Genomic DNA, 21,174 nt, shown 5'->3' with positions numbered 1-21,174 from the left:
TTTCCTTAGTCCTTTATTCAGGAGAAAAAACTTCTATATTTAATGCTGTCATCGCATCTTTGGTAAAAACTGTAGTTTTCCCATCTTCGCCAGATACCCCCTCAAAAACTTGACCATCTTCTGCCGTAATCCGGTATTTCAAGTTCTTTGCAGGTTCACCGTCTGGATAATGCAAAATAAAATGCTCGTCGTATTGCGATTTTAATTCTGGCATTGCAGGTAGTTCGCTAGAAAGAGAAGCCCCGCTTTTGGCTTGAATTTGGCCCGCTTTGAGTTCCATTAAGCCTGGGCAAGCAATTTCTATATTGCCATTTTGAATTTTGATATAGCCACCACCAGCGGTAATCAAAATTCCTTTACCACTTTCGATTCGAACAAAATCATTAAGTGAGTAAACATGCATTTGTTGTTTAGAAGATAAAGTCATTTTTCCTTTTTGAGCGGCGACCTCTATATCTCCCTCACCCGATTTAATTTTGATTCCGGCATGTTTGGCAAATAAACTAATTTTATCGAGTGCCTTTGCAATCCAGCTTTTACCCGTAAAAAATTGCAGATTTTTCGGTGTACTCAACTCGATATTATCTTTTGATGTCAGTTGCAGACTCTCTTTACTATCTAAAATCAGTGCAGATTCACTATGTAATGCAACAAGCGCATCGTTATTGTCTGCCCATGATTCAAATTTTTCTTTTAATGACTTTTGCGCTTCTAAATCAGGCTCATCAACTTCGTGAGCTTGAGCAAGTTCTTTAAAGTATTGGTTACTTTGAGTGTGAAAATGAAGATTTTCTTTGATACTGGATCTTGTGAGTTGTTCACCTTGTGCCTGCTCGGATGCTTCCGATGTGAGAAGTATTCCTTTTGAAGCACGAATAGCACCCCAATCATCTGTTCTTAACTCGAACCCTTCTCCACGCCCTTCACTCTCGGCCTTATCTTTAGGGTGGCTTAAATGACCTAAATTGAGCTGCGTAGTGCCGTGGCTACTATGTAACTGCGCACTGATTTGTCCTGTTGTGTCATCGAAGCGAAGTTGGTTGTAACCTTCCCCAGCGACTTCTTTTGAGCGAATACCACTTAATTTTTTAGTCTCTGGAAGTTGTCCTTTAATATCAAACTTAGTTGGTGAACGATGAGCTTCATGAATTCGCCCCGTCACGAATGGCCGATCAATATTTCCATCAAAAAAGTCGATTACGACTATTTCACCTACACGTGGTAAGAAGCGAGCCCCGTAGCCTTCGCCCGCCCATGGAGTAAGCACATCCACCCATGCCGAATCGGTGTCACTGTCATTTGAGCCCGCACCACCATCATGTTCGTGATCTTCAATACGTGTAAATAAAAAACGGACTTTAATACGCCCCCACTCGTCGACATGAATTTCTTCAGTTTCACTGCCGACTACTCTGGCACGCTGGACATGAGCGATTGCCCGATGTTGTAAAGGATCATACTCAGGCACAATGTCGATATTACGTCGAATCAGCGTAAGCTTATTGGCTTGTCTTTCTTGAAAACTATCTTGATAAATTGACCAATGGTTTAAGCTAAGCAGTTGTTGTATTTGATCTTGTATATCCTTAGGTAAATTATTCTGATTGTAAAAATGCTTACTCACAATCAAAAACTCTTTATCACTTTCATCATGATTTTTATCTAACTCGGGATGATCCACTAACCTGAACCAATATCCAACTTGAGTATCACGGACGCTACTATAAGCAGTAAATGACTTTGCCTGTAATGCCTGATACAGATGAAGCTGTTTATTGAGTTTTTCAAGCTGGCGACTGTCCGATGCAGTGGCTTGATCTTCACCGTTTAAATCGGTCATCCATGCTGGGGAAATGTTCCATGCCTGTTCAAGACTAAGGCTCTCATTGCCATGTTGCTGGCTGTGTTGATGATTACTTAAGACTGAACCGCTGGCATCTTCTTGAGATAAAGCATCTGCTTGCCAGCGCTGTACGTAAATAGCAGTTGACTGTAATTGGCGCTGTGCAATGAGGCTGGTAATGCTGTCTTGTTGCTCGGTGGCATGACTACGGTGATAACGAATAGAACTACGCTCTAAGCAACTATATTCAGTATTCTGATCGACTAGGCGAAGGTACTGCGGTTCGATCGCTTGAGTTTGACTCATTACCAGATAATTAGATTCGTCGATGAGCCAATTAATTGCTTCTTCACGCATTAAACGTGTTAAATACGCATAGTCACTTTCATTTGACTGCATCGAAAAAGGCCGAATATCGTACTGTTTATTGGTGAGATGGCTGGTGTCTAATTTAAGGGTTGCGGCAAAGAGTGGGCTTTTGCTTTGCCACTCTCTAAAAACAATTTCAATAATCTCGACTACACTCTTGTTCATAAATACACGGCTGTTACGCCGTTTATGCCATAAGCTCGTCGCATCTTGTAGCCGTAGCCGATACAGTGTTAATGCGCCATCACTTTGCCCCTGGCTTGCTTCGGTAATAATGCCCGTTGTTCTAAATAATTTTCCAGTATCTGTAACTTGATCGATTGCAGCCTGACACCCGATGAATTGTTTTAAAGAAAGATAGGGATTTGTTGAAATACAAATAAGCTCGACAGACAGCCCATCGTTGATGGCATGATAGCCATCGATACGCTGTAACATGATGTGATGGTTTAATTCTTGATTTGAAAACTGAATACTGATTGCACGTTTTTGCTGATTGAAACCCAACTTATCAAGAATGCCAAAAATACTATTTAACATTATTGTATTTGCCTTATTATTGATCAATCCAGATTACCAGAACGACCTGTCTATCTCAATTTTGGATATTTTATCTTTTTGTTTCAGGCTAATTAATTTTTTTAAATTGATAGCTAACAAATTATTTTTCAGTGAATAATATTAATTTTTAGAATATGAAGATAAAATTCATCACTTAATTTTTTAATTAGATTATTAATCCGATTTCTTTAAAAAAAGTATTCATGTCTATACAGCGAACACCAAGATCATTTGCAATATCAGGAACTTTCGGGTTTTGTGTAGGTTGATTTTTATTTAAATTAATATTCTTAGTTTCACTTGTCACAATCACTAAATTATCTTTTTTTGCTATAGCAATCAACCAGCCATCAGCTATTTTTTCACGTGTCCAACTTTTGTCATTTGTTAATGCTTTATCACTATAACATTCATGATTTGCAATATGTTGTATAACTTCACTCCATAAATCGACATAATCCTTGTACTTACAAGAAACCCCTGTAAAATTTTCTTCCAGCCACTTTTTAAACCTTTCATCTTGATAATGTTCACTAACAACAATATCTGGGAGCACAACCTGTGAGTTGATAGTTACTTTGATTTTCTCCCAAAAACTTGGAAAAAAATCAAATAGATAATATCGTTCATAAAAGTTGATATAAATATTAGTGTCCAATAAATACTTAGTCATTGCCACCTCTATTCATCAAAATTTTATATCCTTTAAAACCAACACCTACAATATTAAATGCGTCTGTATATGAAATACGATCATGATTTACTGCATTCATAACATATTTGAAAAATTTATTATCGACTCTAAATCTAATATTATTTGTATAACTTCCACCATTTGATTCGGATTCACTTGGTAAAAAACGTTCAAGGTTTTCCTCTAGGTCTCTAGTCCGATTCAGATATTCTTCACGTGTGATCTTATTTAATTCTAATAGTCTTCTTACAATTACAAATTCACTGACTTTAAATTTTCTAGCTAAAAAATTACTATCGGTTGAATTAAGCTTTAAGATAATCTCTCGAGGGGCTAAGATTTCTGCTGTTACTTTATTTATAAATGCTTCAGTTCGATCAAATTGATAATCACCAGTATCTACAATATTAAATATTTCTTCAGTACCTACAAAAATATGCACTAACTCATGTACTAATGTAAAAAGTTGACCAGTCTTAGTATCCTTTTGATTAATAAAAATTATAGGTGCTTTATGATCAAGTAAGACAAAACCTCGGAATTCCTTCACACTAAGAGGCCGATGTGTATTATCTTTCACTTTACCATTAAAAAAAACAAATACACCTATATCATTAATCTTATCACGTAGATAATTTAATGGATTATCAGCTTGGCTCTGGAAAAACAAAGGAATTTCCAGCTTATTACGTATTTTTTTAGCCACCTCTAGAAAATTGGAATCAATAGAAAATTGACCTACAAAATCTAAATTTTCAGTAATTTCATTCTTCAAAAATTCCTGTTTGACTTCCATTTCTGCAATGGTATCTCTTAACTCTTCACTTGCTTCATCGATTGAATCTGACTCAAGTGTCCTGAAGTCCAATCGCTTGATATCAATATCAATAGTTTTATTCAGTAATAAAAGACCCGTTGGAACATTAATCTTTTTTGCTATTTCAGACAACTGATTAAAAGTTGGCTGTTTTTCCCCACTTAAAAATTGATCTAAATTATTAATTTTTGTTCTTAAAACACTCAAAGAAATTTGGGCATTGTGAACATAATAATTCAATGTATTAGTGTCGATACGCATTGACATTACATTCCCTCCTCTACGCCCGTTTGACCTTGTCTTATGCTAACATAAATTACCTGTGCAATACTGTCTATAAACATTCATAACCGCACGGCACAATTTGACGTGAAATTTTAAATAGAACTATTTTTAAACTTTCTTTTTCGTCCGTGTATAAATATGCTTTGCCAATCGCTTAGCAACTTTTTTACGCAACTCATCTGTACTCATAACCTTATTACAGACTTCCTCATTTCCTGCAAGTCGAACAAGAAACAGATCAATCAACTTTCCAGATAAGTACTCTGTAAAACTGTCTAAAGAATTTGCGTTCACTGCTTGTACAATTTCTTCATTTTCGATAGCTGCTTGCTCAACCTGATCAAAGAACAATTGATCAGCTACTGTAAAGTCTGTACCGAACGCCTCATTCAACTCATCAATCAGATGCGATACATTATCAGTAGATTCTGCCTGCCCTGTTCCCACATCCGTTGAACCTTTCAAGGCCTTCGCTTCACCATGCCCTAAATCGATACTATTTTCACTTAACTTCTGTAAGCGATAAAATTGAAGTTCAACGATTTTCGATAAATCAACTTCATTTTCTTTAGAGCCTTTAGGCAACTTTTGTAGTAAAGCTTTTAAATACGCATATCGTTGCTCATGCTCTGAATCTGTAAAGTCCATGATTTGCGAGAGAAAGAGATATAAATTTAAATAGCTTTGTAATTGGCTTTTAAATAGTTTTTGTTGCTCTTGTTGATGTACAAGATCATCAGGATGAATTTTCTTATATTTATCAACAGCACGGTCAATAATACTATTCAACTGTTTATGTTCATGCCCTGTTAGCTTGCTTCTATCCTTAAACCAAATATTGGCAAAATCATTTAAATCAACTTCAAAGTAAAACTTCCATTGATCCAATGTATGCCCAAGCTCATTCAATTTTTGTTCATTTGGAATATCACCGAGTTTGGTCTGCTCGTAGAATGGCTTGAAAGCTTTATAAATATCTTCAAGGGTATTCACAAAGTCCAATACAAAAGTGTCTTCTTTACCATAAGCACAACGGTTCAAACGCGATAAGGTTTGTACTGCTTGAATGCCAGATAGCTTCTTATCTACAAACATGGTGTGTAGTAAAGGCTGGTCAAAGCCAGTCTGATATTTTTCAGCAACCAATAGTACTTGATAATCATCTGTATCGAATTGATCTGGAAGCTCAGTTTCTTTAAAACCATTCATTTTAGGTTCTGTATATTCAGTACCATCAACCTCTAGTTTCCCTGAAAAAGCGACTAAGGACTTAATCCCTGTATATTTTTTTTCTTTAATATACTCATCAAAAGCAAGCTTATAGCGTACTGCTTGTTCACGAGAATTCGTTACAACCATTGCTTTGGCACGACCACCAATTCGATGCATAGTGACTGTTCTAAAATGCTCGACAATGATTTCTACTTTCTGAGCGATCACGCTTGGATGCATAGAAACAAAACGAGCCATTAAAGCTTTGGTTTTATTTTTTGCAAGTTCTGGATCATTGTCAGCAATTTTGATTAATTTATAGTACTGCCCATAAGTCGTATAGTTTGCCAATACATCTAAAATAAAGCCTTCCTGAATCGCCTGTTTCATACTGTAATGATGAAACGGAGCTTCGCCGTTATCACCCGCTTCATCAAAGCAGGCGAGTGTTTTCCATTTAGGTGTAGCAGTAAAGGCAAAAAAACTTAAGTTAGGCTGGCGACTACGTTTTGACGCTTCTGCAAATAAATGCTTTTTCACATCATCTGTGAGTTCACTTTCATCCTCATCGCCATCATCTAAAAACTCTTGGGCAATTGCAGATTCAATCCCATCTTTATTTAGAATTTTACGTAACTCCATTGCCGTTTCGCCACTTTGTGAACTGTGGGCTTCATCGACAATAACAGCGAAATTCTTACCTTCTGTACTCAAATCAACCTTAATGCCTTTTTTCGCTTGGGTGCGAATAGATTGCATGATGTATGGGAATTTTTGGATAGTAGTAATAATGATCGGTACATTCGAAGCTAAGGCATTGGTGAGCTGTAAGGTGTTCTCATCAATCTTTTGTACCACACCATCTTTATGCTCAAACTGTGCAATGGTTTCTTGTAACTGACGATCCAATACAATACGGTCAGTAATCACAATAATGGAATTAAAAATTTTCTTATCATCTGCATTATGCATCGATGCCAATTGATGTGCGAGCCAAGCAATGGTATTTGACTTGCCTGAACCTGCTGAATGCTGAATTAAGTAGTTATGACCTGAACCATTGGCTTTACTGTGTTTTGTGAGTTTACGCACAGCATCTAATTGATGGTAGCGTGGGAAAATCATTGTTTCTTTTTCTATATATCGAAAGCCAGTATCAGTTCTAATCTTTTTGGTTTCTACACTCAAATGCATATATCGAGCAAAGATTTCCATAAAACTATGACGAGCTAAAGTTTCTGTCCACAGATAATGCGTGCGTACATCGCCTTCTACAGGTGGATTACCTTTACCATTTAGATAACCTTTGTTGAAAGGTAGAAAAAAGGTATTCTCTCCATCCAACTTCGTGGTCATATAGACGTCACAAGTATCTACTGCAAAATGAACCAAAGTCCGTTTTTTAAACTCAAATAAACGTCCTTTTGCATTTCGGTCTTTCTTAAATTGGATTTTAGCATCCTCAACATTCCAACCCGATGCTGAAAACTCATTTTTAAGTTCCAGCGTAATCATTGGAATACCATTGAGTGAAAGTACCATATCTGGAACTTCATTAAATTCTGTACGTAGCTGACGTGTACATTTAAGTACATTGGCATCGTATTGTTCTTTAGTGGTTTTATTGATGCTGGTATTCGGTGCAAAGTATGCCATTTTGATTTTTTTACCAAAGCATTTAAAGCCTTGGCGTAAAACTGATAGAGCACCTTCGGTATCTAACGCGTGTGCTAAATCATTAACAATACGAGTTTCTGTTTCATCTTTACATGAGTTATGAATTTTTTCCCACACTTTGGGTTGCGTTTCCTGAATAAAGGCAACGACATCCTTAGGAAATAAAGCAAGTCTTGGGTCATAGTCTTTCGGGTTGCCTTTTACATAACCGCCAGCCGTTGTTAAGCTTTGTTCGATGGCTTGTTCAAAATAATATTCGCTATGCATGGCATTCCCCCCCAAAAAATATGACCCAATGTTTTTTAGTTTACTTTAAGATTTTGAACATCGATCTTCCCTGTCACCACTTGCGTGATTAAGGTTGAGCGATATTCATTTAAAAGATGAACGAGTTTTTTGCCTTTACTAATAGCTCTATTAAACTTTTCATCTTCATTTTTTAAATATTCAATTAATTGCTTTTGCTCTTCCAAGGAAGGAATAGCCAAAGTTAAATCATTATACTTTTCAGCACTTACATTCTGAATCGTAGCTTGGATATTAATGGAACTAATCCAATCCCAATATTGTTTAGATTGAAGAAAATAATTAACAAATTCAGGATTATAATTTTCCTGATCTAACCTAGCACGAATTAGATAACCCGCATAACAGGCAATACCTACTGATTCAGCTTTGTAAAGATAACTTTTACCAACTGTTGCCCCACTTCTTGCTAGTAAAATATCTAAGTCATCCAATAGATATTCTTGTGCTTTTTCTGACTCTAAAGATTTAAATGTTTCATCCTTCAAATTTCCAGAATCATCAATATCAGTGATTCGTATATATCGTGGATTTTCTTTATCCTCTGATTCAGCTGATTCATTTGCTCCATACTTCAATTTTTCAGATAATAGAAATTTAAGCCGTTTAATATTCCATGTATTTGGAATATTACCCAAAAGTACAACGTCACTCTCTTTCATCTCTACATCAGGATTTAAACCCTTAGTCACCGCATGAGAAATTAAAGCTACACGTTGTTCAGCCAATTTTTCCAATAAGGTTTCTTGCTTAGCGATTAAAGCATCCACTTGGGCAAGGCGTTTATCTAAAAAATCTGCAATGATTTTTTGTTCTGCTAATGACGGAATAGATAAAGCCAAATCATTATATTTTTCAGCGCTTACATTCTGAATAGTAGCTTGAATATTTACAGATTCAATCCAACTCCAATAAGCCTTAGACTGCAAAAAAAGATTTATGAATTGAGGATCATAATTTTCTTTATTGAATCTAGCTCGAATTAAATAACCTGCATAACAAGCCACATTAACTTTGTCCTTTTTATGCAAGTAACTTTTACCAACAGTTGCCCCACTTCTTGCAAGTAAAATATCTAAGTCATTCAGTAGATATTCTTGTGCTTTTTCAATCTCTAAAGATTTAAATGTATCTTCACGTAAAGTACCTGAGTCATTGATATCTGTAATTCGGATATATCTAGGTTGATCTTTATCCTCAGATTCAGCAGATTCATTAGCTCCATACTTTAACTTTTCTGATAGTAAAAACTTCATGCGTTTTACTTCCCAATGGCTAGGGATTTCCCCTAACCATTGCACGCCACTATTCTTATAACTTTCGTAACATGGTAACTGACTCATGCAGACAAACCTCCTAACATCTGCATAATCTCCTGCTCAAGCTGAACAATCTCAGCCTTAATTTCTTCCAATGGACGTGGTGGCTCATAAATATAAAAATGACGGTTAATCGGAATCTCATACCCCACTTTGGTTTTACTATAATCAATCCACGCATCAGCCACATGCGGTAAAACTTCCGCCTTTAAATAGGCTTCACAATGCGCTTTCACCAATGGCAATAACTTAGATAAATCAGGCTCTTTGTCATAATTCACAGGTAAAGGTAAAGTCAAATGATCAGGGAATGCAACCAGTTCCGTATCACGCAATTGCGTATCTGGTTCAATATTCCCTTTACTGTCTTTGCATATATCGGCAGTTTGATCACGCTCAGACAATGCTTCCAAAATCGCTTTTTTCACAGGAGCACCCAATTTGAAGGTCAGACCTTTCAAAATTGGATCAAGTACTTTTAAAAACTCATCTCGGTTTTTCCAAACTTGATCAGAAATTTTCGCAGTAAGTGCATTTTTAATCGCTTCCTGTTGTAAACGACCTGCTTGCTCTTCCTTCGAAATTTCAGCAGTATCTTTGACTTTCTTACTCTTGGCTAAACTGGTAAAAGCAGATTGATCATCCAACAAGGCAATACGTTCAGCAGAAATTGTAAAGTTCAAACGTAAAGGACGTTCTACAGTCAGTTTTAAATAACCAAAATCTTGATTATTAAAAATCTTCGAACATATTTTTGCTTCACCAGTTTTGCTTTGAATCAATGCACTGGTGTCTTGATCTTCAAATTTTGAATAAAACTTGGTCAGTTCAGCGATATGCGCTTTAGACAATTCATGACGTTTATTGCCCAAACTTTTCGCCATCTTTTGATAATGTGCTGTACCATCAATGAGCTGCACTTTACCCTTACGCTGTTCAGATTTTTTGTTAGAAATAATCCAGATATAGGTATAAATACCTGTGTTATAAAACATCTGATCAGGCAAAGCGATGATCGCTTCAAGCCAATCATTTTCAATAATCCAACGACGAATATTACTTTCACCACTCCCCGCATCACCTGTAAATAAGGGCGAGCCATTAAATACCACGGCAATACGTGAACCCTCTCCACCATTTTCAGGCGAAGCTTTCATTTTAGAAATCATGTGTTGAGCGAACAATAATGATCCGTCATTGATTCGTGGTAAGCCTGCACCGAAACGACCCGAAAAGCCTTGTTTCTCTTCCTCATCAATAAAATCTTTTTGGTTTTTCCATTCCACCCCAAAAGGCGGATTTGAAAACATATAGTGAAAGTCTTTGTCTGCATGACCATCACGAGGAACATAACCATCTTTTTCCTTGGCATTTTTCACACCAAGCGTATCACCATAGACAATGTTTTCGGCTGGTTCATCTTTAATGAGTAAGTCAGAGCAACAGATGGCATATGACTCAGGGTTATACTCTTGTCCATACATATCAAGGCTGATCTTATCATTGTATTTCTTAAGAAATTTCTCTGACTCAGACAACATTCCACCCGTACCCGCTGTTGGGTCGTAAATACTGCGGTGTACCCCTGCTTTAACAAGCTCGTCCTGATCTTCTTCAAAAATTAAGTTCACCATCAGTTCAATCACTTCACGAGGCGTAAAGTGATCCCCAGCTTCTTCATTGGCTTGTTCATTAAACTTACGAACTAATTCTTCAAATAAGTAACCCATTTGTAAGTTACTGACGCTGCTAGGCGCAAGGCTTAAACCTGACTCTCCTAAACCATTACGAAACTCTTGGAAGACTTTATATAGACGGTTTGCATCATCAAGTTTTTCAATTTCTTTTGCAAATTCAAACTTGGCAAAAATATCCTTTGCTTTAGGTGAAAAACCATCAATATACTTCGTTAAATTTGCCGTGAATTGATCTGGGTCATCTAATAATTTTTTTAGATTAAAGCCACTAATATTATAAAGATTTTGTTTACGGTCTTTATCCGCAATTTGGCTCAATTGCTTTTGTAAAAAGACATTTGGGGTTTTATCCTGCAAAGTCGCCACAGCCTTTTCATAGCTTGCTTTCATTTCATCTGCATACGGTGCAAGAATTGCATCAAAACGACCCAATACAATGAGTGGCAACATCACACGACGATACTGCGGTGGGCGGTAAGGCCCACGAATAATATTGGCAATACTCCAAACTAATCCTACAATTTTGCCATGTTGTGAGTGTTGATTTACTTCATTTGTCATGTCATTTCTCCAATTCAAAAATTCGGTTTATTGCGCCACTTTGGCTTGCACTAAAATTTGTTCGCTCTTCGCTTGATTGTATTCAGCTCTTAAAGCTGTCAATTGTTTGAATATTAAAGCTTCATTGTGTGCTTCTTCGGCAAGTCGAAGAATCTCTTCTTGTTGAAACATAGAAGGAATAACTATTTCCGCTTCTTTTAAGGTCGAAATACTGAGCATCATGAGCAATGATCCTCGACTATTCATTTCAAAATAAGATCGCATTGCTTGTGAATGATTAAAGTACCAAGCTAAAAATTCGGGTTTGATGTTATCAATATTCAAATTCACGACGATAAATTGGTTACTCACAGCAACCTGATCCACTTGCTGACCTTTGAATACATATGCTCGTGGTTCTCCACGAGCAACAACAATGAGTGAATTATGCTTTAAATATTGTGGCTTCGAATCATAAGACCACTCAAGATCAACCAGTTGATCATCTAAAATGATGACTTGCTCCTTGGTTAAATCTTTAATTTGAATCGTTTTTAAATCAAAAGTATTTACTGATTTTTCAGGAGGGCGTTGCGTAAAACCCGTATAAATTTCAGCAATATTTTTTAATTTCGTCTCCATAGTTTTTCCTTTTAATAAACTTGGAGTACTTTGTTATTTTTCAGATATAATCTGTTTAACAAAGTCTCCTGTGATTAGTGAGTTTTGTTTTGAAAAGTTATCTGATCGCCAAATCTCAACTTTTCAAATCATGCAGTAGAGCTCGTACTGAGCTCTTTACTGCATGAAGTTACTATACGATGCTTCCTTTGTTAATGCAAATATATTTTGCACTTTTTGCCGTACTGCAAAAAAATATTCAATTTTCCAATTCTTCGTGATGTTTTTTATAACCAATATACCCCTTTAATGACCATCTTTTCATCGCAAACTTAATGTAACGCTCTTCCTGTTCACCAATAATTTCACTATAAAAATCAGAATAATAGTTGACTGTCTTTTTAATATCTTGCCGAGCTTTAACTATCTTACGAATATATTTACCTACATTTTTAACGTGCTGTAAATCTGTAGATGGCTCTTGTTCAAAGCCATCCAAATAACGATCTGCTTTGACCCATACATCATCGTTAGTACCTTGAATATTCAATCGAAGCTCTAATAAAACAAAATTTCCAAGCCTTCTTTTTAGGTAATAATCAATTTCCCTACAGTTTTGACCTTCACCAATCCTATTTTTACTAGACCACAAATGCTCTAAAGACAAATAATCACTAGTTTTCCCCGCTGACACACCCTTTAGAATTTTATCTATATTGATAGTCTTATTAGGTTGCAAAGATGATTCATAGTTCATCAACAGATAACGCATACCTCTCCAATCATAAAAATCAAATGGGCTTTTGGGATCTAAGCGGAAAGATTCCTCAAACCAACTATCTCTGGCATGGTGCTGTGTAAAATCTACCAATAAGTATTCAAGTGCTTGATCATCATTGATGAGTTCTATCTTGCCGATAGTCCTCTCATCGTCAGACACACAGTGCTTTAATAAGTTGCCATAGTAATATTTACTGGCATACTGGTATAAATCACCTTGTCCTTTATCTTTTCTCGATGTCATACCGTTAGCAATGTAGACTCGAAAATTTAATTTTTCCAATAATTGAAGATGACGCTCAAGAATCTCTCCTTTTCCTTTATTTTTTAGTACCAGTGCTAGGAATAAAGGCATGATTGAAGCATGGACATTTTGGGCTCTAATGTTTTCAATAAGTGGTTTTATGGTCTTGTCTAAACCGATATAATTAGGAGCATAAAGGTGTTCATACCACTTTGCAGCTAATTTTAAAAACTGAATAAATTCTTGTAGTTTGGTTATTGTTTGATTTTTATTTTTACTTGACTGCAAACATTGATCTATTTTTATTCTATCCTTAAGAACATCATACCCATACTGACTATCAGTTTTATTCATTTTAAAAAAAACGACTAAACAATATCTTAAAAATGAACTTTCTTCAGCTGGTGATGTTTTCTTGGCTTTATTCAAGGATTGTAAAATATCAGACCAATGTTCTGTAATTTCATCTCTTAATGACAAAGCTGAAAGCTTAATAGAACAATAGATTAAATAATTTTTAACTTTCTCTAATTCGCTGAGCTGTTTGCCTCTGTTATTAATAACTTCAAACATGATACCTGTTTCGGCATCTTCTACTGGTGAGTAAACTAAAAATCCTAATCTATCTTCTAAAATATTTAGAATCTGCTCAATAGAAACCCCTACAGAAGTCTGTTGAGATAACCATTTGACAATCAAATTATGAGCGTTTAATAGCCGCTCATGTGACTCTAAAGTAATTGGGCAATTTTCCAAATTAGTATCAGCCAATACTACTTTTTCAAAAAATTTCCGAGTATCCGTATTTAACTTTAATGTAAATTGGTCATTTCCTATTGCACCTCGTTTTAGATATTTGGTGGTAATACTTTTTTTTAATTCTTCACCCGAAATATGTGAGATACATTTTAAAAAGATAACTAAAGTTGTTAAACGTTGTTGTCCATCTACAATATGATATTGATTAGACTGATCTATAATCTGCGATAAAACAAGCGTACCCGTATAGTGCCTCACAGCAGAAGTATCTAAAAGAAGATGATCAATATCTTTCAATAATTCATCTATCTGCTTTTCATCCCAAGCATATCCTCTTTGGTAATCAGGAATCTGAAAAAAATTATTTGTAAAAATCTCTGATAAAGTTAATAGCTGGGTAACAAAATGATTTTCTAACATGCGAAAAAGCTGGATAAAATAAAAACAATTATATTGATTTAATCTCTTTAAAAAAATAAAAATTTAATAACATATCAATTATTTAAGTATATTTTACCAATCTAAAATTAAAAATATATCTTGTCACAACGACTAGTGGGAATTCATCTGCATTTCCTCCCAATCTTTATAACTTGTTTGAGGCTGACCTAAAAGCTTCCAAGTAGATGGTCCTGATGTTGGGCGGCCAAATAACATAGCTGCTGGGGTAGAAGTACTCGTAAAGGCGACGTCTTGAGTAAATTGAATTTTATCGTCGAGCACTCGAATCATGCCCTTATCAATCAAAGATTGACGTTGATTGATAATGAAATTATGTTGATATTGAGTTTGTTCTTTCTTACCATTAGAACCCTTTCTAACATAAAAAATACCGTCTTTTATATATGCTTTCGCATCTATTTTTTTATCACGGCTTAAAATAGAAAATTCTGCTTCTATTGCTTCATCTATAGTAGAAGCAAATTGAGTATTTGATTGGCTTGGGATTTTTACAACTGGTGTAAGTATATTGACTCCTAATGCAGGTAAAACAAAACTTAAATTATCTAAAAAAGTATCCATATCTGAAATATCAGCATCTGACAACCTTCCTGCATAACTTTTTAGTTCTTGTTTATTTTCAATTTGATAAAGTGTTTTATCTTTAATAAATTGATAAACTTGATACTCTAAATATGCACAATGCGTTTTAGTTAGTGTCGTATCCTTACATTGCACTAAAATGACTGTATCCCAAAAATCTTTATTATATTCATGGTGCTGCATTCTTTGAATACCATTCACAGTCTCGCCAACATAAACGCTATATTTACCTTCAAGCTCTTGTGCCTTACTGATCAAAAAATAAATTCCTGAACCATGTGCATCATCTTTTTCAATAAGTTGCTTTAAACTGGCTCTTGGTGCGGCATAGACATAACCTGTCCAATTCATAAGTTCGGCTCTAACAATTCCATTATGCTGACCATCTACATAAAACAAACGAATTTGGCGACCACGTTTTTGCATTTTTCCCTTTAAAGTCATAGAGTTTGTAAAATATTAAGCGTAATAAATTTCTTTTAACTTCATATTTATCAGTCAATGATTTGATTTATCTAGTACAACTCAACCTGCCTTTCTGGATAATTTTATACTGTTCTCCAGTCTTTTTATATAGATCAAAGTGATGAGGCAATTATGGTTAATTTATCAGTTTCTGTATCGAGTTTCCTAAATTTCGACAACTATCCAACTCTGCCTCCATTAGTTTCTATATCTAAAACAACTACAAATTGACTCCCTTTTCCCCACAGATTATCATTCCCCTGCTGGCCTACATTGCCAGTCGGTTTTGACAGACCGTTCATACAGCGCATCAGGGTATATAGTCTTCTGAGTATTACCCTTATGTGTAAAAACCTTCTCGTCCCCCTTTGCGGTAGAACGGGAGGGGGACGCGTCCGCGCGTGCTGGTTCTGTATGTCCAGTCTGTCAACCCTCTTTCGTTCTGCCACCATAATCAATTGACAGTGATTCGGTAGAACTTCTAATACATACAGGAGTAGTCACCATGACTCACATCGCCCGTTTATTTCTTTGCTTACCGCATCCATCCATTTTGTCTTTGTGCTTATCCAAACGCAGATTGCCCACACCTTCATGATCTTTTTTTAAATTCAGATCACGGCATGTTTACGTTTCATTTTTAATATCTGGAATGCTTTTCCATAGGTTCGCTCGTCCTCATTATTTCTGGCGCCAAAAAAATCATTCCATTTCAAAAAATAAGGATAACAATAGATGAAAGGCAAAATACTCGATTATTCCGTTCAAACCAATACCGCCATTATTCGTACAGAAGATCAAAAGCATTATTCTTTTTTAGGCTCGGCGTGGCGTGAGTGGATTGTGCCCATGCCAGGCATGCATGTCTATTTTGAATTGGATGCTCAAGGGGAAGTTACAGAAGTTTTTATTGATGTACCCGAGGAGGATACGCCCATCGCAAAACCCATCCTTACACCAGTCCAAGCTTTTATAACAGCACCGCTTATGGTCGATATGCAGGATAAACAGCATCACACCATGCTAGAAAAAGAAGCCCACTACTGCATGATCGACTGGGCCATCAAATGCTTTAAAAACGCATTGGATTTCAAAGGTCGTGCCCGACGTCAGGAGTTTTGGTCATTTCAGTTTTTCTATGCTGTGCTGGGTGTAAGTATGCTGGCGTTTGGACATTTTCTTTATTTAGGGCATACCTTGTTTATTGTAAGTAGCATTTTTATGCTGTTGCCTGCACTTGCAGTGAGTGTCCGCCGCTTGCATGATATTAACCGCAGTGGATGGCTATTGCTCATCAACTTGGTGCCGATTGTAGGGGTATTAATTGTGATTTTTTTCTTTATGACTGAGGAAGGGGATTCGCGCGCCAATGCTTTTGGCCCACCCTCAAAGTAACTCCGCTTTTATTGCGTGATCGCCTGTAAAAACAAGAAGTGACCCTTCTGGATCACTTCTTTACCGCATTAAGGCTGTTCGTCTTTATCCAGCAGATCTTGCGTATCTTTATCATTTAAGATCTTGGCAGATTGCTTGGGTTGAATCAGTGGTGCAGTCGGACGCGGATGCTGATTGGTATATTGCAACCCACCACCTGCATATACATCATCGGCGGCAATCTCGGTTTCATAACGTTCTTCATCACGCTCACGAATTTCGCGGGTAATCTGTCGAATCTCTTGCTCATCTACGCCCAGCTCTTCCAGTACAGCACCACCAAACTTAATGGCAGACTCGAAGGTTTCGCGCATAATATAATCAACATTCTGCTTGACCAGATACAGCGAATGTTCACGGTCATAAGAACGTACCAGTAGCTTGGCCAGTGGAAATTCATGCTGTACCAGATCCACAATTTTATTGGTCATTTCTTTTTGATCGACACACACCAAAATGGCTTCGGCCTGATCTGCACCCGATGCATGCAAAATATCCAGACGCGAGCCATCACCATAATAAATTTTAAATCCAAATTTTTCGGCGTTTTGAATCATGTCGATATCGGTATCGATAATCGTGACATCCACACCACGCGCTAAAAGTAACTGACTGGCCACTTGTCCAAAGCGCCCAAAGCCAATCAGTAACACATTGCCTTTTAAGTTTTCTGCAATATCTACATTTTCAAGTGAGACCTGCTTGCTGCTTTTGGTAAAGCGTCCAAATAAAATTCCAATAATCGGCGTAAGTACCATCGAAAGCACCACAATCGCGGTCAGGTTAGATTTAATGGTACTGTCAATCACTTGCGCACTGGTCGCAGCAGCAAACAGTACAAATGCAAACTCGCCCCCTTGAGCCATAAGTAGTGCACGATCCAGCGCCTCTTGATGCGAGCTTTTGGTGGTACGCGCAACGATATAAATCATGAGTGCCTTAACAAACATGAAGGCAACCACCGAACTTAAGATTAGTGGCCAGTTTTGCGCGACCACTTTTAAATCCAGCGACATCCCCACGCCCAAGAAGAATAGACCCAGCAAAATTCCACGGAACGGCTCAATATCGGCTTCAATCTGATGCCGAAAAGTCGATTCAGACAACAACACACCCGCCAGAAATGCGCCCATCGCCATCGACAAACCACTGACCTGCATCAACAGCGCGGCACCCAGTACCACCAGCAAGGCTGCTGCGGTCATCACTTCACGCGCTTTGGATGCGGCCAGTAATCTAAACAGTGGATTAAGCAACCAGAAACCTGCTGCAATCAATCCTGCAATCGCAAGTAAACCAATGCCGATATTTTCAAAGCGCGACGTGGTAGATTCAACCACCTGATTCGGTGCCATAAACGCCACAATCGCCAGCAACGGAACAATCAGCAGATCTTCAAATAAAAGAATCGCTACAATTTTTTGTCCGCGTGGTTGCGTGATATCGCCACGATCTCCCAAAAGCTGCATCACAATTGCAGTTGAGGTCAGTACAAAACCCGCCGCCGCAATAAAAGCAATTTGCCAGCTAAAACCAAACAGCATACCTGTTGCGGTAAGCCCTAGCGCACAAACCACAATCTGGAAGGTGCCCAGACCAAAAATCTCACGGCGTAACCCCCACAAATGCGATGGCTGCATTTCCAGACCAATAATAAACAGGTACATCACAATACCCAGTTCGGCAATATGCAGAATGGAGGCCGAATCTGAAAAAAATGCCAGACCAAATGGCCCAATCACCAAACCTGCAATCAGATACCCCAGTACAGACCCTAGTCCAATACGTTTAAATAATGGGACAGCAATGACTGCGGCAGTGAGTAATACCACAGGCGCCAACAAGCTGATCGAATGGGCTTCTTCACTCATATGAATCTCTTTTTTTGTTTATTTGTAGGCTCATCTTAACAATGCTGAGACAGAAATCACATCGTTGCAGATAGAACAAAGCTTCCTATATACTTCAGATTGTACAAGCTTTATGCAAATAAATAATGAAAGGCTTGATCTTCGCTTTTGTTCGTGTAAAATCACGCGTACTTTCAAATGCCGGCATAGCTCAGTTGGTAGAGCAACTGACTTGTAATCAGTAGGTCCACAGTTCGAATCCGTGTGCCGGCACCATTTTCCCCTCTTGTTGTTTTCTCTTTTTATTGTTTTGTCGCAGCAATCTGCACATAGCGCACAATCCCTTGATCACACAAGTATTGGCATAACTTTGCCGTCGCGCGAATTTTTCTCTCGTCAATATTCTGCTTTGAATGATAAGGTCTTGACGCCATATAGCGTGCAAACCCACCAAAGACATCTGTCGTCATATCAACAATCTGAATCTGATCGAAACCCTGTGCCCGCAAAGTGTGCTCGGTTGTGGTGACGTCGGCCAGATCATCCAGCTCGACATCGGCAGCTTTTAACAAATATTTATACTTTTGGCGTTGCCAGACAGGTAACTGCGTCCATTTCTCCGAAAGTAGCAGATAGTGAAAGCCCAGACGGCCTTTTGACTTTAAAACAGACCCGACTGCTGTAAGAAATGAAGTTAAAGCACTGTGGTATGCCGCATCAATACACATCACCACATCAAAATGGGGCTTAAACGTATCGGGCCTTAAATCCAGAAATGAACCCTGAATCATTTTTTCAAGCTGCGGAAATGCATGTTGAATGCGTTTGACATGATCAAGCTGTAGCTCTACAGCACACAAAGACTGAATCTGATAGTGCTCAACCCAGTGTTGTAAGCTTGCGCCCTGTCCACAGCCCAAGTCGAGTAATCGATCTGTTGAGGAGAGCTGAACTGCGTCGGCCAGTCCATCGGCTAGCTGACGACAAGCAGTTTTATAATCTGAGGTATCAGCCCAGTAACCTAAATTACTCCATGCCAGTGTTCGCTCATCTCCCAACCGTTTTGCATCAATGGCATATTTGTGTGGAAACCAATGCGACAAGGCATGAGGTAATTTCATGAATTGCTCTATCCCGTTTGGGCTGGCTTAATAGCCAAGCTGTGGTGCAACCTCAACTTTAGGCTGAAGGCCAACAAAAGGCAAAGGTGCGCCAAAGATTTCAGCAATATTCATGGCTGAAGTCACTGCTGATTCCAGAATTGGCAAACCATCGCATGACCATGAACCGCAGTAAAAGACTTTGCGTTCAGGGTCTTTATGGCGCTGCTGTAGTGCTGTATTTAAAGCAACTGTTTTTGAATCGACCACAGCACGTGTCAGTTTAACCGTAGAAATGATTTTTTTCGGGTCAATTGGCGTGACTGGACGCCATGTCTGAAAGACAGGTGACTTGCCAACAAGACTCGGCTCAACCGCATTCATCCATACCGTAAACTGCTGACGCGTAAATTTACGATCCATCATATAACTGAGTACCGACCAATCCTTACGACGTGGTGGCATCACAGTAGTATCGGTATGAATTACCAAATCGCCTTGCTCAAAACGGAACTGTTTTAACAGTGCCAAATCATCAGCAAACTGCTCTGCATTTAAAAAGTCATCGATCTTGTCGGTTGGTGTCGCAATCACCACGCGGTCAAACAGGTTCTGTTCACCCAACGCATTTTCGACCAATACTTTATCGCCCTGCTGTTCTACTTTCACAATTGCAGAACCACTATGGATATGAATCCCATCAATCAAACGATCTACAAATGCAGGTGTGCCTCCATGCATACGCAGTAGTGCATCGCCATCCGTGAGCTGGCGTAAAAATACCAATAACGGTTTTGCTGGCCAGTCACCAATGGTTTTTGGATTACAGGTACACACGGTATACAGCACAGGCATCACCGCACCATGCCAGAATACTTCTTCAATATCGTTTTGGTTGATAAACTCGGCGAGGGTAATATCTTGATTTTTGGATTTAAAAAATTGGTGAATTGCGGTTTTAAGCTGCAACATGCCTTTAACCAGTCGCCAGCCATACTGCTTTAACCCTTTACGGTTATTGATGATTGGGAAGTTGCCAATACGGCTGCGTGTGGTCGTCAGCCAGGTTTCGGTGCGGTCTTCAAATAACCAGCTACACGCCATATAAGTACGCACAGGAAACATGGTCATTCCCAGATGCGTGGCAAGGCTGAGGGTATTTTTCCATAAGAAAGGATTCATGACACGCAACGGCGCATCAATTACGCCACCTTCAAACTCAATACTATGGCTATCCATCCCGCGACCAGGAAGGGCTTCAAATATCGTGATTGCATGTCCTGCATCTTTTAAAATTCTTGCAGTAGCAAGGCCTGCCATGCCGCTACCAATAATTGCGATATCCAAAATTATGATCCATTCGTGAGAATATTTCTTTTGATTATCACCCATCAAATCTTAAAACACCGTATTAAAAACTACCAGATTTCTGAATTTCTCAATCTGGTTTTTTAAGTTTTTTTGAGGCATCAATCAGATGGATCAATATCTTTCATATACAACTTAAAACAATATAGAAACAAACTTATAAAAAATAAAGATATTAAAAAAACTTTA

Annotated in this window: 13 protein-coding genes and 1 tRNA gene; 2 read left to right on the top strand and 12 right to left on the bottom strand. The window is 37.9% G+C overall.

The features are described 5' to 3' along the window. Positions 1 to 13: 13 nt before the first annotated feature. The 9 genes from F952_RS05265 to F952_RS05225 all read right to left on the bottom strand — a co-directional run bounded on the left by F952_RS05265 (position 14) and on the right by F952_RS05225 (position 15,194). Positions 14 to 2,752: a type VI secretion system Vgr family protein gene (locus tag F952_RS05265; RefSeq protein WP_004923548.1), complete on the bottom strand. Its 2,739-nt coding sequence runs from the start codon at positions 2,750 to 2,752 to the stop codon at positions 14 to 16. A gap of 187 nt (positions 2,753 to 2,939) precedes the next feature. Continuing rightward, positions 2,940 to 3,446, bottom strand: a complete 507-nt coding sequence (locus F952_RS05260) for a DUF4411 family protein (RefSeq protein WP_004923545.1) — start codon at positions 3,444 to 3,446, stop codon at positions 2,940 to 2,942. After that, positions 3,439 to 4,551 (bottom strand): ImmA/IrrE family metallo-endopeptidase, encoded by a 1,113-nt coding sequence (locus tag F952_RS05255; protein WP_004923542.1) that lies wholly within the window; start codon positions 4,549 to 4,551, stop codon positions 3,439 to 3,441. Before F952_RS05255 ends, F952_RS05260 begins: the two co-directional genes overlap by 8 nt. Before the next feature lie 126 nt (positions 4,552 to 4,677). Beyond that, entirely contained in the window at positions 4,678 to 7,725 is a 3,048-nt protein-coding gene (locus F952_RS05250; RefSeq protein WP_004923541.1) for a type I restriction endonuclease subunit R, read from the bottom strand. A gap of 35 nt (positions 7,726 to 7,760) precedes the next feature. Next, the gene (locus tag F952_RS05245; protein ID WP_004923538.1) at positions 7,761 to 9,107 is read right to left on the bottom strand and encodes a restriction endonuclease subunit S; all 1,347 of its coding nucleotides are present in this window, start codon (positions 9,105 to 9,107) and stop codon (positions 7,761 to 7,763) included. Beyond that, positions 9,104 to 11,341 (bottom strand): type I restriction-modification system subunit M, encoded by a 2,238-nt coding sequence (locus F952_RS05240; protein WP_004923534.1) that lies wholly within the window; start codon positions 11,339 to 11,341, stop codon positions 9,104 to 9,106. Before F952_RS05240 ends, F952_RS05245 begins: the two co-directional genes overlap by 4 nt. A 27-nt stretch (positions 11,342 to 11,368) precedes the next feature. Next, complete coding sequence (locus F952_RS05235; RefSeq protein ID WP_004923531.1) at positions 11,369 to 11,962, bottom strand: restriction endonuclease subunit S; 594 nt, start codon at positions 11,960 to 11,962, stop codon at positions 11,369 to 11,371. A 238-nt stretch (positions 11,963 to 12,200) separates the two neighbouring features. Further along, positions 12,201 to 14,144 carry a DUF262 domain-containing protein gene (locus F952_RS05230; protein WP_004923528.1) on the bottom strand — a complete coding sequence of 648 codons (1,944 nt, stop codon included), beginning with the start codon at positions 14,142 to 14,144 and terminating at the stop codon, positions 12,201 to 12,203. A gap of 132 nt (positions 14,145 to 14,276) precedes the next feature. After that, a complete protein-coding gene (locus F952_RS05225; RefSeq protein WP_004923524.1) occupies positions 14,277 to 15,194 on the bottom strand; it encodes a GIY-YIG nuclease family protein in 918 nt (305 codons plus the stop codon). Positions 15,195 to 15,968: 774 nt separating this feature from the next. On the opposite strand from F952_RS05225, the gene F952_RS05215 reads away from it, so the two are divergent. Continuing rightward, a complete protein-coding gene (locus F952_RS05215) occupies positions 15,969 to 16,628 on the top strand; it encodes a DUF805 domain-containing protein (protein ID WP_004923521.1) in 660 nt (219 codons plus the stop codon). Positions 16,629 to 16,696: 68 nt separating this feature from the next. Here F952_RS05215 and F952_RS05210 read toward each other — a convergent pair whose 3' ends face one another. Then, positions 16,697 to 18,538 carry a monovalent cation:proton antiporter-2 (CPA2) family protein gene (locus F952_RS05210; RefSeq protein ID WP_004923518.1) on the bottom strand — a complete coding sequence of 614 codons (1,842 nt, stop codon included), beginning with the start codon at positions 18,536 to 18,538 and terminating at the stop codon, positions 16,697 to 16,699. 179 nt (positions 18,539 to 18,717) lie between these two features. Here F952_RS05210 and F952_RS05205 point away from each other — a divergent pair. Then, positions 18,718 to 18,793 (top strand) — tRNA-Thr (locus F952_RS05205). 26 nt (positions 18,794 to 18,819) lie between these two features. Here F952_RS05205 and F952_RS05200 read toward each other — a convergent pair. Together F952_RS05200 and F952_RS05195 are read right to left on the bottom strand one after the other, a co-directional pair. Beyond that, positions 18,820 to 19,638, bottom strand: coding sequence for an SAM-dependent methyltransferase (locus tag F952_RS05200; RefSeq protein ID WP_004923515.1), 819 nt, complete (start codon positions 19,636 to 19,638; stop codon positions 18,820 to 18,822). Positions 19,639 to 19,665: 27 nt separating this feature from the next. Further along, positions 19,666 to 20,964, bottom strand: coding sequence for an FAD-dependent oxidoreductase (locus F952_RS05195; protein WP_034709634.1), 1,299 nt, complete (start codon positions 20,962 to 20,964; stop codon positions 19,666 to 19,668). Positions 20,965 to 21,174 lie beyond the last annotated feature (210 nt).

Origin of the sequence: Acinetobacter baylyi DSM 14961 = CIP 107474, from assembly GCF_000368685.1 — a bacterium.
GTDB classification, from domain to species: domain Bacteria; phylum Pseudomonadota; class Gammaproteobacteria; order Pseudomonadales; family Moraxellaceae; genus Acinetobacter; species Acinetobacter baylyi.
The sequence above is the reverse complement of the archived record's forward strand: the minus strand, read 5'-3'. Positions and strand labels throughout refer to the sequence as shown.

What these genes read in the sequence shown, in the direction of transcription:
- F952_RS05215 (WP_004923521.1), top strand. Translation starts at nt 15,969, where the DNA reads ATGAAAGGCAAAATACTCGATTATTCCGTTCAAACCAATACCGCCATT.
- F952_RS05265 (WP_004923548.1), bottom strand. Translation starts at nt 2,752, where the DNA reads ATGTTAAATAGTATTTTTGGCATTCTTGATAAGTTGGGTTTCAATCAG.
- F952_RS05260 (WP_004923545.1), bottom strand. Translation starts at nt 3,446, where the DNA reads ATGACTAAGTATTTATTGGACACTAATATTTATATCAACTTTTATGAA.
- F952_RS05235 (WP_004923531.1), bottom strand. Translation starts at nt 11,962, where the DNA reads ATGGAGACGAAATTAAAAAATATTGCTGAAATTTATACGGGTTTTACG.
- F952_RS05240 (WP_004923534.1), bottom strand. Translation starts at nt 11,341, where the DNA reads ATGACAAATGAAGTAAATCAACACTCACAACATGGCAAAATTGTAGGA.
- F952_RS05200 (WP_004923515.1), bottom strand. Translation starts at nt 19,638, where the DNA reads ATGAAATTACCTCATGCCTTGTCGCATTGGTTTCCACACAAATATGCC.
- F952_RS05255 (WP_004923542.1), bottom strand. Translation starts at nt 4,551, where the DNA reads ATGTCAATGCGTATCGACACTAATACATTGAATTATTATGTTCACAAT.
- F952_RS05230 (WP_004923528.1), bottom strand. Translation starts at nt 14,144, where the DNA reads ATGTTAGAAAATCATTTTGTTACCCAGCTATTAACTTTATCAGAGATT.
- F952_RS05225 (WP_004923524.1), bottom strand. Translation starts at nt 15,194, where the DNA reads ATGCAAAAACGTGGTCGCCAAATTCGTTTGTTTTATGTAGATGGTCAG.
- F952_RS05245 (WP_004923538.1), bottom strand. Translation starts at nt 9,107, where the DNA reads ATGAGTCAGTTACCATGTTACGAAAGTTATAAGAATAGTGGCGTGCAA.
- F952_RS05210 (WP_004923518.1), bottom strand. Translation starts at nt 18,538, where the DNA reads ATGAGTGAAGAAGCCCATTCGATCAGCTTGTTGGCGCCTGTGGTATTA.
- F952_RS05250 (WP_004923541.1), bottom strand. Translation starts at nt 7,725, where the DNA reads ATGCATAGCGAATATTATTTTGAACAAGCCATCGAACAAAGCTTAACA.